Annotated in this window: 12 protein-coding genes; 6 read left to right on the top strand and 6 right to left on the bottom strand. The window is 37.8% G+C overall.

What is annotated here, in order from left to right; all coding sequences use genetic code 11:
- Nucleotides 1–17 precede the first annotated feature (17 nt).
- The gene (gene allB / locus J4N25_RS02560) at nucleotides 18–1,364 is read right to left on the bottom strand and encodes an allantoinase AllB (protein ID WP_207420571.1); all 1,347 of its coding nucleotides are present in this window, start codon (nucleotides 1,362–1,364) and stop codon (nucleotides 18–20) included.
- A 373-nt stretch (nucleotides 1,365–1,737) separates the two neighbouring features.
- Between allB and J4N25_RS02555 the strand changes: the two genes are divergently transcribed.
- The 6 genes from J4N25_RS02555 to J4N25_RS02530 all read left to right on the top strand — a co-directional run bounded on the left by J4N25_RS02555 (nucleotide 1,738) and on the right by J4N25_RS02530 (nucleotide 6,629).
- On the top strand, nucleotides 1,738–1,986 hold the full coding sequence (locus tag J4N25_RS02555) for a type B 50S ribosomal protein L31 (protein ID WP_207421606.1): 249 nt from the start codon (nucleotides 1,738–1,740) through the stop codon (nucleotides 1,984–1,986).
- 69 nt (nucleotides 1,987–2,055) lie between these two features.
- On the top strand, nucleotides 2,056–3,228 hold the full coding sequence (locus tag J4N25_RS02550; RefSeq protein ID WP_207420570.1) for a GlmU family protein: 1,173 nt from the start codon (nucleotides 2,056–2,058) through the stop codon (nucleotides 3,226–3,228).
- Between the two features lie 13 nt (nucleotides 3,229–3,241).
- A complete protein-coding gene (gene tpiA / locus J4N25_RS02545; RefSeq protein ID WP_207420569.1) occupies nucleotides 3,242–4,009 on the top strand; it encodes a triose-phosphate isomerase in 768 nt (255 codons plus the stop codon).
- Between the two features lie 2 nt (nucleotides 4,010–4,011).
- Nucleotides 4,012–4,857, top strand: a complete 846-nt coding sequence (gene prmA, locus J4N25_RS02540) for a 50S ribosomal protein L11 methyltransferase (RefSeq protein WP_207420568.1) — start codon at nucleotides 4,012–4,014, stop codon at nucleotides 4,855–4,857.
- A 46-nt stretch (nucleotides 4,858–4,903) separates the two neighbouring features.
- Nucleotides 4,904–6,274, top strand: coding sequence for a UDP-N-acetylmuramate--L-alanine ligase (locus J4N25_RS02535; RefSeq protein ID WP_207420567.1), 1,371 nt, complete (start codon nucleotides 4,904–4,906; stop codon nucleotides 6,272–6,274).
- 13 nt (nucleotides 6,275–6,287) lie between these two features.
- Nucleotides 6,288–6,629, top strand: a complete 342-nt coding sequence (locus tag J4N25_RS02530; RefSeq protein ID WP_207420566.1) for a helix-turn-helix domain-containing protein — start codon at nucleotides 6,288–6,290, stop codon at nucleotides 6,627–6,629.
- 42 nt (nucleotides 6,630–6,671) lie between these two features.
- On the opposite strand, the gene J4N25_RS02525 is transcribed toward J4N25_RS02530, so the two are convergent.
- From J4N25_RS02525 to J4N25_RS02505, 5 genes are all read right to left on the bottom strand, one after another.
- Entirely contained in the window at nucleotides 6,672–7,790 is a 1,119-nt protein-coding gene (locus J4N25_RS02525; RefSeq protein ID WP_207420565.1) for a GNAT family N-acetyltransferase, read from the bottom strand.
- Nucleotides 7,791–7,854: 64 nt separating this feature from the next.
- Nucleotides 7,855–8,043 carry a hypothetical protein gene (locus tag J4N25_RS02520; protein ID WP_207420564.1) on the bottom strand — a complete coding sequence of 63 codons (189 nt, stop codon included), beginning with the start codon at nucleotides 8,041–8,043 and terminating at the stop codon, nucleotides 7,855–7,857.
- Between the two features lie 127 nt (nucleotides 8,044–8,170).
- Nucleotides 8,171–8,731 carry an SMC-Scp complex subunit ScpB gene (scpB, locus tag J4N25_RS02515; RefSeq protein WP_255537063.1) on the bottom strand — a complete coding sequence of 187 codons (561 nt, stop codon included), beginning with the start codon at nucleotides 8,729–8,731 and terminating at the stop codon, nucleotides 8,171–8,173.
- Between the two features lie 334 nt (nucleotides 8,732–9,065).
- A complete protein-coding gene (locus J4N25_RS02510) occupies nucleotides 9,066–11,954 on the bottom strand; it encodes a ligand-binding sensor domain-containing protein (protein WP_207420563.1) in 2,889 nt (962 codons plus the stop codon).
- 5 nt (nucleotides 11,955–11,959) lie between these two features.
- A complete protein-coding gene (locus tag J4N25_RS02505; RefSeq protein WP_207420562.1) occupies nucleotides 11,960–12,721 on the bottom strand; it encodes a LytR/AlgR family response regulator transcription factor in 762 nt (253 codons plus the stop codon).
- Nucleotides 12,722–12,749 lie beyond the last annotated feature (28 nt).

The raw sequence follows: 12,749 nt of genomic DNA, 5'->3' as shown, positions 1-12,749 counted from the left end.
TTGTGATAGAGGAAAGTTTAAATACTACCATTCATTAAGATTATTTTACCCTCATTAAGTCTCATAAAAGTACCACTATCGTAAGTTTTTGTGCCACCAATATACGTCTGTTCTACCAGGCCTGAAAGTTCCTTTAGAAAATACGGAGTAGTTTTATGTTTATGGTGGATCATTGCCTCTCTAACCTTGAAAACTTTTTTTTCGTCCCAAATCACAAGGTCTGCATCAAACCCGGATGAAATTTTACCTTTTTTGTTTTCCAACCCAGCCAACTTAGCGGGATTCTCGCAAAGCCATTTTGCAATGTCTAACACATTGAAAGATCTTTTCTTCGCTGCTGTCCATAAGGCAGGAAGCGAAAATTGAAGAGATGTGATACCCGCCCAGGCTTTTACAAAATCTCCGCTTTCCAATCGTTTAAATTCTGGCGGAGCAGGGGAATGACCCGAAGCAACGAAGTCTATGGTTCCTGTTGAGAGTGCTTCCCACAACTGGTCGTTATTCTCTTTTCCACGAATAGGCGGGGTACATTTAAACTGAGTCTGACCGTCCTTAATGTCTTCAGCATTAAATGATAAATAGTGCTGAGCTGTTTCAGCACTTAAAGGTATCCCCTGGCTTTTTGCAGTGGCTATCCGCTCGAGAGAGTTAGCTGAAGACAAGGTAACAATATGGGTTTTGCAGTTAAATTCTTCGCAGAGTCTGATGACTAATGCGATCGCTTCGTCTTCCCACTTCTGGGGTCGGGATAGGAGGTAATCGGCATAGGATTGGGGTTTTCGTTTTTTCAAAAGCACAGTATCATCTTCGAGCTCACAGTTTACGAGTAGGGGAACGCGGTGTTTTGCCAGAATTGGCATTACTTTTCGTAAGTCCCGTTCCGTTACATTGGGAAATTCTTTTATGCCTGAGGGTGACAAAAAGGCTTTAAACCCCAGCACACCTTGTTCTATTAATGGTTCGATTTCTTCGATATTGGCAGGAATTACGCCTCCCCAAAAACCGCAATTTGCATGTATCTGCTGGTGGGCTTTTGCAACTTTCTTTTGTAAAGCAGGCACTGTAGTTGTTATTGGAGAGGAATTAAGTGGCATATCAACAAGTGAGGTGATTCCTCCGGCGATAGCAGCTTTTGTTGCTGTATTAAATCCTTCCCAGCTGGTTCTTCCAGGTTCGTTAATATGTACATGTGTGTCAATTACTCCCGGCATTACCAATTTATTGCCTACATCATTTACCGGGCAGTCTACTTCAACATCATAAGGCAGTACCTCTTTTATTATAGAGCCATGAATAAAGATTGTAGCCCCTTTTACTCCTTCAGGTGTTATTACCCTTTTGCTTCTTACTGCTAGATGCGCCATTCTCTTGAGAGATTGTTTATTTTATGGGAAATATGGGTATATTATTTCATTTTTTAAATAAAATGCGTGTATTTTTATTAAATATTTATTCTGTTTCACAGAAAACTATTAAAAGTTTAAGTTTTACCTTGAAAAAAGGATTGATTTTTTTAATTATGAGTGTTTTTTAAGCGCATTTTCTCTTGATATAAGTTAATAGAGTAGGTATTTGAATTCCCGGAAATTTAAATTAGGATTCGTCTTGATTTCTTCTCGTGCTATCTTTGCTACATTTGAGGCTCTACTTTTTCCGGTATTTTCAAAAAATATTACCTAGTGTTTTTATTTTTAAAGTTAATCACTATATTTGCGCCTCTCAAAAAGGATTGAAACAATGAAGGCTGATTTGCACCCAAAAAGTTATAGATTGGTAGTTTTTAAAGACATGTCTAACGACTATGCTTTCTTAACCCAGTCTTGTATCGAAACTAAGGAAACAATTAAATGGGAAGACGGAAATGAATACCCATTAATTAAATTAGAGATTTCTCATACTTCTCACCCGTTCTATACAGGTAAAATGAAGTTAGTAGATACTGCAGGACGTATCGATAAATTCCGTAGCCGTTACGCTAAAAAATAATTTATATTATTTAAAATATATTAAAGTCCCGGTTAAACAGCCGGGACTTTTTTTATTTTTGCCCCCGATATGAATATCGTTTTCTTTGATGATTCAACGCGTGAAAGTCTTTTACCCTTAACTTTCACTCGTCCCGTAGCTTCCCTGCGAATAGGCATATTAACAATTGCTGAAAAATGGGAGAAATACCTAAATGCAGAAGCTTCTTATTTAACAGCCGATTATCTTTCTGTAAAATTTCCCTACATAGCTTCCGACGATAGCATTTTTATAAATGGATCGGTATGCCCTAATGAGCAATTGCTAGAATCTGTTACCGGACTAGCAAAGGGCGAAGCCCTTGTTCAAAAGGATGTGCTAATTGCTGTAAGGGGAGTTAGTAAGGAATATTTTACACGTAAGGAGCATGTAGATCAAAAAGAGTATGCCGGCTCTTTTACACGTATCGTTTATCCTGAAAATATATTTTCTTTTAATCACAACGAAATAGTCCAAGATTTCAAACTCTTAACTCATGGTCGTACCTCGGCTAAGCTAAGCAGTACTAATACTGTTCTTGGAGACAATATCTTCGTTGAGGAGGGTGTTTCCGCAGAGTGCTCTATATTTAACACTACAACCGGACCTATTTATCTTGGTAAAAACTCTACGATTTTAGAGGGTTCTGTAATTCGAGGCTCCTTTTCTTTAGGTGAACATGCACTGGTTAAGCTTGCTGCCAAGATCTACGGAAAAACTACGGTGGGACCTTACTGTAAAGTGGGAGGAGAGATCAATAACGCAGTGCTATACGAGAATTCCAGTAAAGGACATGACGGATTCCTCGGGAATTCTGTGTTGGGCGAATGGTGTAATATTGGAGCAGACAGCAATAACTCTAATCTGAAAAATAACTATGCGGAAGTAAAGTTATGGGATTATAACAAAGGCAGGTTCAGAAAAACGGGTTTGCAGTTCTGTGGTTTAATAATGGGAGACCATTCCAAGTGCGGAATCAACACCATGTTTAACACAGGTACTGTTGTTGGTGTTAGTGCAAATATTTTTGGCGCTGGTTTTCCCAGGAATTACGTTCCTGATTTCTCCTGGGGGGGAGCACAAGGGTATGAAGTATATGCGTTAAACAAAGTGTTCGAGACTGCCGAGCGCGTTTACGAGCGACGGAATTCCACATTCGATTCCACCGAAAAAGATATCCTCCAAAATGTATTTGAACTAACTAAGCAGTATAGAAATTTTTAAATCTTAATAAATTATGAGAAAAAAGATTGTTGCAGGTAACTGGAAAATGAACCTTGATTATACGTCAGGAATGAGTTTGATATCAGAAGTATTAAACATGGTTAATGATGAGGTCAGAGGTGATCAGGAGGTTATTGTATGCCCACCATCAGTTCTTGTTTATAGCGTTGCACAGCTTGCTAAAGCAAATCCAAAAGTTAGTGTTGGAGCTCAAAACTGTCATGAGGCTGATTCTGGCGCCTTCACTGGTGAGATTTCAGCTTCCCAGGTTAAGTCTGTAGGGGCAGAGTACGTAATTCTCGGCCATTCGGAGCGCCGTCAGTACTTCGGTGAGACAAATGAGCTTCTTGCAAAAAAAACTGATGCAGTCCTTAAAAATGGTCTGAAACCAATTTTCTGTATTGGGGAGACTTTGGAAGAGCGTAATCAGAATATTCACTTTCAATTGATAAAAGATCAATTAACAGAAGGAGTATTTCACCTTTCAGCAGAAGATTTTGCTAAAGTTGTTCTGGCCTATGAACCTGTTTGGGCTATCGGTACAGGAGTTACAGCAAGTCCTGAGCAAGCACAGGAAGTTCACGAATTTATTCGTAAAGAAGTAGCTGCGAAATATGGAGAAGAGGTTGCAGAGGATACTACTATCCTTTATGGAGGAAGCTGCAATCCTAAAAATGCTGCAGAATTATTCGCACAAAAAGATATCGATGGTGGTTTAATTGGTGGAGCTTCTCTTAAATCAAGAGACTTTACAGACATCATTACAAAATTTAATAAATAACATTGAATTACTACGAGTTCAGCTTTTCTGTTAATACAGAAGAAGAATTTTATCAAGACCTGCTTATTAACGCTTTGGCGGAAGCAGGTTTTGATACTTTTGAGGAAACCCCTAACGGATTTAATGCCTATATCTCCGCTCAGGAGTTCGACCAGGATCTTTTCGATAGTGTACTAAGTCCTTACCTAGACATGTTTGAGTTTTCCTTTGAGAAGGAGCTTATTCCGCAAAAGAACTGGAATGAGGTTTGGGAAAGCAATTTTGAACCTCTGGTCATTAAAGACCAATGTTATGTGAGGGCCACATTTCATCAGCCCCAACCCCAATACCCTTACGAGATAATTATCGATCCTAAGATGGCCTTCGGTACCGGACATCATCAAACAACAACCATGATGATGGAGTACATATTGGAAGAGGAGATGAATAATGCATCAGTATTAGATATGGGGTGCGGAACCGGAATTCTGGCTATACTTGCGGAGAAACGAGGAGCAGGCGAATTACTAGCTATAGATTACGACCCTGTATGTTATGAAAGTACTATAGAAAACTCAAAGCTTAACCAATGCTCAAGTATCTCTGCTCTTTGTGGGTCTAAAGAGGTTATACCTGACAAAGAAATTAATATTATCTTCGCAAATATTAACCGAAACATACTTTTAGACCAGATACACCGTTATACAGAGGTATTGAAGCCGGGAGGGATTTTGTTAATGAGTGGATTTTATCAGGAAGATATTTCCCTAATATCTGAAGAGTGTGAACGTCACAATCTGAGCTTTTCAAATTTTAAGTCGCTGAATAACTGGGTGTCTGTAAAATTTGTAAAACAAAAATTAAATTAACTTCTTTTTATCTTTGTCTTTGTTAACTCCAAAGAATTAATTCTTAATGCGTATACACTTAATTGCAGTAGGTGGGGCTGCTATGCATAATTTAGCCATAGCGTTAACCAAGAATGGTCACCAGGTGTCAGGATCAGATGATGCTATCTATGAGCCATCTCGTTCTCGTTTGGAAAAATATGGGATACTACCTGCTGAAATGGGTTGGTTTCCGGAAAATATCACATCGGATATTGAGGTAGTTATTCTTGGCATGCATGCCCGTGAGGATAATCCAGAGTTAAAGAAGGCTCAGGAGTTAGGGCTGAAAGTATATTCATACCCCGAGTATGTTTATGAGCAGTCGAAGGATAAATTAAGGGTGGTGGTAGGCGGTAGCCATGGAAAAACAACAATTACTTCCATGATCCTCCATGTACTAAATACGTGTGGTAAGAAGTTCGACTACCTTGTTGGTGCACAACTGGAAGGTTTTGATACCATGGTCCAACTAAGTGATGCACCTATCATTATAATTGAGGGCGATGAGTATCTTGCATCTCCTATAGATCGCAGACCCAAATTCCATTTATATAAGGCCAATATTGGTATTATCAGTGGGATTGCATGGGATCACATAAACGTTTTTCCTACGTTTGAGAATTATCTTGAACAGTTCAGGGTCTTTCTTGATACCATCGATCCACAAGGAGCAATTATTTATAATTCAGAAGACGCGGTTGTAAAAGAACTCGTTGAAGGGGCAGAGGTTAGCCTTGCCAAAATAGGCTACAAAACTGCAGAGAATTATACCAGCGAAGGTGTAACTTCTTTGAGAGTAAATGGTAAAGAATATCCTCTTGAAGTTTTTGGAAGGCATAATCTTCAAAATATAGAGGCTGCCCACAATGCCTGTACTAAAATTGGGATAAGCGATGAAGATTTCTATTCAGCCATTAGTACATTTAAGGGCGCAGCTAAAAGACTAGAGCTTCTGGGAAAAAATATTTCTACAGCTGTTTATAAAGATTTTGCACACTCTCCCTCAAAATTAACAGCTACGATCGATGCTGTTAAGGAACAATATCCGGATCGTGAACTAGTGGCAGTAATAGAACTGCACACTTTCAGCAGTTTAAATAAGGACTTTTTGAATGAATACAAGGGTAGTATGGATAAAGCTGATATCCCCGTGGTATTTATCAACAAATTGACTTTTGAACAGAAAAAGTTGAAACCTTACGATGATGTTTTAGTAAAACAAGCATTTGGTAACGGAAAGTTAATTTTTTTCAACGATCCTGAAATAATGGTAGAATTTTTGAGTTCTATTAATTATAAAGGTAAAAACTTGCTTCTCATGAGTTCTGGAAACTTTGGAGGAACTAACCTAAACCTTCTTTCGGATAAGGCTTTAATCAGCAAGAGTATATATTAAATTGTAAAGGAAAATGAAAACATTAGGAAAAAAGATAAGGCTGCTTAGGCACCAGAAGGGATGGAGCCAGGAGGATGTTGCAAAGCGATTAGATATTTCAATTCCTGCATTCTCTAAGATAGAAACTGGTATTACAGATATTAATCTTTCTCGTTTAGAGCAGATTGCTAAGTTATTTGACATGACAGTAGTACAATTACTTACATTCAATGATAGCGAACAGCAAGAGAAGTACGTATCAGAACTGGAAACTATCACTAAGCGTTTACAGGAAAGGGAAACAGAGGTGATTGAACTTCAAAAGAAAATTATCGACTTATTTGAAGAAATAAGAAGAAACAAGGTACTGGCTTAATCAGTCATAACAAAAATGCCCCGGATATCCGGGGCATCATTGTTAAAATATCTTCCTCATGGTAACATGCTTTTTGCCGAATGTTGCACCTGTAGCTTCGTGTATCGAGAGCATCTTATCGTTAAAGTCTCCAACCCACGATAATTCTAATTCTTCGTATTGATTAAGGGGTAGAACATACTCTTTCAGCTTAATAAACATAGCCGATTCAAGACCATGTTTTTGAAATGCTTCTTTAGTACCCATTACTACTGCCCGCATTCTTGTAACTCCTTTCCATCGATAGTAAGCAAATTTGAGTTTCTCAAGTATTCCCAATTTTCCTTTTAATGGCTTTATCATTTGATTAGCATCCGGAAGGATTATTATGAATGAAGCAGGTTCATTATTGACATAAGAAAACCAAATTAAATTTTCATCCATGATCGCCTTCATCTTCTCAAAGCTTTCGAGGATTGTTGCTTTAGTGATTGGAACAAAGTTCTCGAAGTTCTTCCATGCATCATTATAGATCTCCATAAAGTCAGCGGCAAATTTGTCAATCTCTTTAACCCTAAGGTGTTCGAACCTGTAACCCGGCTTTTTAGCTACCCATTCTGCAATTTTCGTAAATCTTTCTGGAAAGGGTTTATGCACACTTAAGTGATTTGTGATTTGCTCGTATAATGACTTGAAGCCATAGGTTTCAAAAAGATTTTTATAGTAGGGATGATTATAATTCATTCCGTAGGAGGGATGGGTGAAACCATCTACAAGGAGTCCCCAGAACGTATCATTTTCACCGAAATTTATCGGCCCATCCATTGCTTTCATTTCCTTTTGAACTAACCATGCTTTAGCAGTATCAAAAAGCTGATTAGCAACTGCCTGATCGTTTATACATTCAAAAAAACCAATTCCACCGGTAGGTTGCTCATAATGATAAGCTTTCTTATAATTAATAAAGGCAGCGATCCGGCCTATTAATTCACCTTTTTCGTTTTTCGCTATCCAGCGCGTGATAGTACCATGTTGGTGAAAGTTATTCTGAGCAGGATCGAAAACTTTTTCGATATCAACATCGAGAGGGCAAACCCAAACGGGATCATTCTCATATAATACTCGTGCTACATCTAGAAACTCTTTCTGTGTTTTCCTATCCCTAACTTCCGTAATATTCATAAGGCAATATATAAAAAAAGCATTCAGAGTGCTGAATGCTTCCTTTGTATCTTAAATAATATCGTTAATAATCATCATCATCGTCGAAGTTGCCAAGTTCTTCAAAACCTAGGTCGTCGATGTCATTAAAATCATCATCCTCATCATCGTCAAACCTCTTAGTCCCCTTGGTTTCAGCAGGCTTAGTATTTGACTTTAGGACGTCATTTGTCTTGTTGCCACCAATAGTGACATTCTTCTTCGGCGTTTTCATACTAATGATTGGGTAAGCGTTTTGTCAAATAATACTGTTAAGTAAGTACTAATTTATCGAAATTTATTGATTTCTGTCTGTGGCAAAAATAAAATAAAAACGATTTCACCAAAACCCGCACGAAGAATTATTCAGGTTTTTCTCCTATCTCATTTTGCTCTGCTGCAATGTCTTTTAATTGAGGTAATTGCGATTTGCTGCTTATACCGAAATAATCCATAAACAGGGTGCTGGTGCTATACAAGAGCGGTTTTCCTATCGTTTCCGCCTTTCCAGAAATCGTAATCAACTCTTTTTCCAGCAATTTTTGAATAGAATAATCGCAGTTTACACCTCTGATTTGTTCTACCTCCAACTTTGTTATTGGTTGTTTATAAGCAATGATTGCCAGGGTTTCTAAGGCTGACTGGCTTAGGCGCTTTTTGGAGCGCTGTATCTGAAGTTGATTAACAAGTTGGTAGTGTTCTTTCTTCGTAAGAAACTGGTATCCCTTATTAATTTCTACCAAAGCAATAGCGAAGTTTGCATCGTCATACTTTTGCTTTATAGATTCGATGTGCTCTTTCACACTGTCTTCAGTTACATTTTCTTCTCCTGCAGCTTGTAGAACCTGCATTATTTCAAAGATCGTTACACTCTGTTCGGAAGAAAATATCAGTGCTTCAATATTTAAGGTTGTTGAATTCAAAGTCAAATTTTTATGTAGTTCTGTTTTGTTGTTAACGTGGATAATGGAACCTCAAAATACGTTCAAACATATTCGCAATTATTGCTATGCTTGTCTTTGTGCAAATCTAAAAAGAAGATCGTTTAATAAGCTAAGCTTGTAAAAACAAAATGGCTATAAAACAAAAAAGCGGTGAAACTTTGGGGAGTTCCAGCCGCTAAACACACACTTAGATAAAATTATATTTAATAGCTCTTACAAGCTTTTAACATCGATTTTCTGATACAATAATAGAAAGAAACTAAAAATGTTTTATCTACTATTGAGTAAGCGGTATCTTTGATTGAGTAAACGGTTAAAAAGGTATTTGAAGTCTTACACAAGTGCCTTCTGGGTGGAGTTGTTTTACTTCAACACTGATCGATCTGTTCTTAAATTTGTTTAAAAGGTTTATTCTTTCCTTCGTCAGCTGCATACCGCGACTGATGTGTCCTTCTGGTTTATCATTCAGTGAATTTTCTATCCCAATACCATCATCAATTATCTCGATCTGAAGATTGGAAGGAGCATAAAGTGAAATATTAATTAGCAAATTTCCATCTGCATCCTTCGGCATTAGTCCATGCCAGATAGCATTCTCAACGTACGGCTGAAGAAGCATGGATGGAATTAAAGTACTTTCCTTATTTATCCCGGGATCAATATTTATCTTGTAATTCATTCTCTCTCCAAACCGCATTTTTTCAAGCGAGAGATATAATGTCAGATAGCTCACTTCTTCTTCAAGCGTTATATAACTTTTATTACAATTTTCGAGATTCTTTCTCAATAGCCTTGCAAAGCCGGTAAGGGCCTGATTAGCCATAGCGTTATCCTTTGTATTGATGAAGTATTGAATAGAGTTCATCACGTTAAATACAAAGTGCGGATTCATCATGGCCTGTAAGGCTTGCTGTTCCAAGGATATGATCCGGGTTTGGGTCAGGAGACGTTCATGTTCCTTTTTCCTCTTGAATTTGTAATACCGGCTTATTGCGAAGAATAGTAGAAGTGCAAGACTAGAAAGTAAAAGGACAATGAACCACCAGGTTCTCCAGAAGGGAGGTTCAATTTTAAATCGAACCTGGATAGGTTCGCTCCATTTGCTATTTAAACACTTGGATCTGATCTGAAGGTCGTAGCTACCTGGCTGTAACGAGGCAAATTCAAGGGTATTGGCACTGGTTTCGCTCCACTTAAGGTCCCGATTTAGCCTGTAGCTGTATTTAACCGACTGTGGGTGCTCAAAATCAAGTGCAATGTAATTAACTGTTATATTGTTACCCTTATAGGGAATCCTAAGATCCTTATTAACCTTTTGCGCTTTCTTATTAGAAAGAAATTGGGTTAAGTAAAGTGGAGGAAGATCTTTGTCGTAGGGAAAGGTATTTACGTTAATAATAGAAAGTCCGCTATTTGTTGCAGCATAAATAGAATCTCCTTCTACATACAGATCATTGATTTCGGTCGTGATCAGTCCGTTTTCTGTACTATAATTCTTTATTGAAATGCCGTTGTTCAGGTTTATCCTACTAATTCCTTTTCCAGTGACCACCCATGCTTCACGGTCCTTAATGAGGATCTTCTTACAGATATTACTAGGCAATCCGTCCCGCTTTGTAATAGTAATTTGTTTCTTAAGGTCCTTTATAATTAATACGCCAAATCCAACAGTTGTACATGCTATGCTTTTATCAGGTAGTTCTGTAATATCAGTAATTCTTTGACTGCGTATTTCTCTGTTTTGGTAGAGGATCTTATTTTCATAGTAACAAAACAAACCATTGATGTTGGCAATCCACAAGCGATTGAAAGAGTCGTAATATACAGTGAAGGAACGTGTTCCAAATTGAGGATTGTTGTACAAAGCCTTCTTGGAATCGAATACTAAAGGCTTTTGTTTGTTAATTTCATAAACACCTGAGGCGAGTGCTAATGCTACCTTGTTCTGGTTATTGATACTAAAACTCTTTAATGCGTACGAACCGCCGCAGATCTCTTGAAGGGTAGAGGTTTTTCTTGTCTTTATATCAAGTTCGCCTAACTCATTGTCAGAAGCAAACCAGATCGAATTGTTTTTTTTGTCGTGAAAAAGTTTTTTTATAGGATTATATTCCTTTTCTTCAAGATATGAAGTTATTTTCGAATTTGAAACAACGTCAATTTTTCCAGATCGAAGGCCTAGTAAAATCTTGTTGTTCATTTTAATCACGCTTTGAACAGAATTTGAACTTAGGCCATCAGCAGTAGTATAATTCGTAGAAAACTGAGAGTAAAAAGGGAGCATGTAGACTCCATTTCCAATCGTAGATATCCAAATATTACCTTGCTGGTCTTGCTTAATGTCGCTAATAAGATTATCCTTCAGGTAATGTTCTGCAGAGCTACCATTTGACTTGAAAAAGTAAAGCCCGTCACCCATGGTGGTAAGCCAAAGGTTGTTTTGATTATCATAGATAAATTTACCTATAGAACCAGGATTGATATTTTCAGGAAAGTACCTAAGAACATTGGTATAGCGGTTCTTTAAACCGATCAGGCCGGTCTCTGAAATATACTTCAAAGATCTAGTTGTTTTGTTATAGGATAGAGCCTTTGCAGAAAGGGGAATTTCGGCTATTGGAACCTTTATAAACTTTTCATTTACCAGTTTTAATAATTGTCCTTTAGTTATTCCAAATAAAGTTCCTTCCGGATCTTCAAATAGTGAAATACCCGAGAACGAGTATTGCGAGGAATAAAATTTTGCATTCTCCCCATCTATAAGCAATACTTTTTTTTGATTGGTAGAAAACCATAGGCGATGGTGTGAGTCTTCGTAGAACGACGTGAAACTAGCCGTACTGATGGTTTTCCTTAGTAGGGGATCAGTAACCGTATTGTAGAACCTTTTATTCAGGTAGTAGGAGAGTTTGCCGTTTAAAGTAAGGAACCAAATTCGACCTTTCGAGTCCTCACTAATTTGAAGAACTTCATTATCTGATAAACCGTTGTCTATTGTAAAAAGCTCAAAGTTCTTTCCGTCAAAACGATTAACTCCGTTTTCGGTGGCAAACCAAATAAAGCCTTTAGAGTCCTGAAGGATAGAATAAACGGTAGAGGATGCAAGGCCATGATTAACAGAGAAGTTTTTGAAGATCAGCGTTTGCCCATGCGCAACCGAGAAAAAAAATATTAGGCAGATATGTATGAGTTTTCTAAGCAAGATTTCTATCTGTTGAAATACTGTTTTGCCCGGTCGAGAAAATCACTGGAGCGCCGTCTGGAAACAGGGAGATTAACATCATTTGTAAGGAAAACCTGAAGGCCGTTTTTGTTTGAATATCCCTGCACGTATCTAAAGTTTACAATTACAGATTTGTGGATGCGGATGAAATTAACATCGGTCAAGCTATCTTCAAATTCTTTAAGGGGCTTGGATATAGTAACCTTCTCGCCGTTCTTTAAATGAAAATTAGTGTAATTGCTGTCTGCTTCTAAATAAATTATCTCATCGGTGTCGATAACATTAAAACCATGAGTGCTCGGAATACTTATTTTTCTACTTGTTTTATCATCTTTCTTTGCAACTTCGTCTCTTTCTGGTTCCGGATCTTTTTGAGCGATAAGCCTTGCCCAGTCGACCGCTTTAGAAACAGCTGTTTTTAGTTCTACTATATCAATTGGCTTCAATAAGTAATCGACGGCCTCGGCTTTAAGGGCTTTCAACGCATACTGATCATAGGCCGTTGTAAAGATCACCATAATATTGTTTCGCTGAAGGGTGGGGAGTAGTTCAAAGCCGTTTTCTTTAGGCATAGCTATATCCAGGAACACTAAATGAAATTGTTGCTCTCCAACCAGGCTTCTGGCTTCTGCTACCGATTTAGCAATAGCTCCAACTGTAACTTCCGGGCAGTTTTCCTGTAGTAAAAAATACAGCGATTTACGGCTATACTCTTCGTCGTCGACTATAAGTGCGTTAAGTACCATCTATAATTGGCGCTCAATTTACCGAAAA

It is taken from the genome of Desertivirga brevis (assembly GCF_017355835.1).
Note: the sequence above shows the minus strand (reverse complement) of the source record. Positions and strands in the feature narration are given on the sequence as shown.

Bases quoted from the DNA above. Each gene is read 5' to 3' on its own strand.
- allB (WP_207420571.1), bottom strand. From the start codon at position 1,364: ATGGCGCATCTAGCAGTAAGAAGCAAAAGGGTAATAACACCTGAAGGA.
- J4N25_RS02530 (WP_207420566.1), top strand. From the start codon at position 6,288: ATGAAAACATTAGGAAAAAAGATAAGGCTGCTTAGGCACCAGAAGGGA.
- J4N25_RS02505 (WP_207420562.1), bottom strand. From the start codon at position 12,721: ATGGTACTTAACGCACTTATAGTCGACGACGAAGAGTATAGCCGTAAA.
- J4N25_RS02525 (WP_207420565.1), bottom strand. From the start codon at position 7,790: ATGAATATTACGGAAGTTAGGGATAGGAAAACACAGAAAGAGTTTCTA.
- J4N25_RS02555 (WP_207421606.1), top strand. From the start codon at position 1,738: ATGAAGGCTGATTTGCACCCAAAAAGTTATAGATTGGTAGTTTTTAAA.
- J4N25_RS02550 (WP_207420570.1), top strand. From the start codon at position 2,056: ATGAATATCGTTTTCTTTGATGATTCAACGCGTGAAAGTCTTTTACCC.
- tpiA (WP_207420569.1), top strand. From the start codon at position 3,242: ATGAGAAAAAAGATTGTTGCAGGTAACTGGAAAATGAACCTTGATTAT.
- J4N25_RS02520 (WP_207420564.1), bottom strand. From the start codon at position 8,043: ATGAAAACGCCGAAGAAGAATGTCACTATTGGTGGCAACAAGACAAAT.
- J4N25_RS02535 (WP_207420567.1), top strand. From the start codon at position 4,904: ATGCGTATACACTTAATTGCAGTAGGTGGGGCTGCTATGCATAATTTA.